Annotated in this window: 1 protein-coding gene and 1 pseudogene; both read left to right on the plus strand. The window is 45.0% G+C overall.

The window, feature by feature from the left end:
• Nucleotides 1–536, plus strand: a pseudogene (locus A3762_RS26790) (hypothetical protein); the annotation flags it as partial.
• A partial coding sequence (locus A3762_RS00800) for a PHP domain-containing protein (protein WP_156493098.1) occupies nucleotides 536–1,611 on the plus strand: 1,076 nt, incomplete at its 3' end. The pseudogene A3762_RS26790 and the gene A3762_RS00800, both read left to right, overlap by 1 nt.

Consider the following 1,611-nt stretch of genomic DNA (forward strand, 5'->3'; position numbering starts at 1 on the left):
TGACTTCTGCTGCCGGTGAATACCAAAGTAAGGCTTGGTTGAGTTTATTCGTATTGAAACTTGAGTCCATGAAAGTGACTTCTCCAGTGATACGTATTAGTTTGAGTGCTGTTCGTGTGGCGGCTAAGCAAGGCGAGGTCAGTGATTTATTTGATGGTAAGCAGGGGGCTTTATCGCCTTTAGAGCTTTTGTCTGTGCTGCAAGCTAAACTAGGTAATGAGTCTGTGAAAGGCATACAGGTGACGGAGGACCCACGGCCGCATCTTAGCTCTGCATTGTGCACACCATTGGAAAAAGCACCGTCGACGGTTCAGCCTGATCAAAGCTTGTTACGACCAAGTATTCTTCTGCCACGCCCGAAACCTTTGCGTGAAAAGGTCGCCATCATTAAAGGGCCTGAGCGTTTGTCTACTGGGTGGTGGGATGGTCAGGCAATGATTCGAGATTACTTTATTGTGCGAGCTGAGAACGGACGTTGGTTATGGGTATATCGAACGCCTAAACAGCAGTGGTTTTTGCATGGGATGTTTAGCTGATGTACGGACGATATGCGGAGCTGTTTTGCCAGAGCAATTTTTCTTTTCTTGAGGGTGCATCACATCCTGAAGAACTCGTGATGCAAGCGAATTTTTTGAATTATGACGCGATCGCTATCACTGATGAGTGCTCGGTTGCTGGTGTTGTACGCGCGTTTACTGCCATCAAACAACATAAATTAAATGTGCAATTAATTGTGGGCAGTTTGTTGCGATTAGATGATAGCTTGAGTCTTGTTTTGTTATGTCCGAATCGTTTGGCATATGCAGAGCTATGTCGTTTGATCACCAATGCTAGACGACGTGCACATAAAGGAAGCTATGAATTATCTGAGTGGGATTTGATGTCTATCAAACACTGCTTTGCGATTTGGCTTCCGAAGGGAAATGATCATGACGCACATTGGGGAGCATGGTTAAAGAAATATTATCCTGAGCGTCTCTGGGTGGGTGTTCAGCGTCATTTGCAGCACAACGATAAAGATTATACACAGCACTGTCGTGCACTCGCTGAACACTTCCATATTCCGATTACAGCGTGCGGAGGAGTGCTCATGCATTCTGCTACGCGCTTGCCTTTACAGCACACTCTCACAGCGATTTGTCATGGCATAAGCCTGCAAGAGTCAGGGCATTTGTTGTTAAAAAATACGGAGCGTTCTTTGCGCTCTAAGAAAAAACTCAATGCCATTTTTGATGAAGCTCTGCTATATGAAAGCGTGCTGATTGCTCAGCATTGTGTGTTTGATATGGCGGAGCTGCGTTATGAGTATCCACACGAGTTAGTTCCTAAAAATGAGACGCCAATGTCTTATCTGCGAAAACTCGTCGATAAAGGTATCGCATTTCGATTTCCTGAGGGCATTAGTGACGAGATTCAGGCGATTATCGACAAAGAGCTTAAGTTGATAGAAGAGCTGAATTATCCGTTCTTTTTTCTAACGATTCATGGCGTGGTGATGTTCGCTAAGCGACAAGGGATTTTGTATCAAGGGCGTGGTTCATCCGCGAATTCGGTTGTGTGTTATTGCCTTGAGATTACCTCGGTTGATCCAAGCCAAATATCTGTACTGTT

It is taken from the genome of Oleiphilus sp. HI0125, assembly GCF_001635355.1.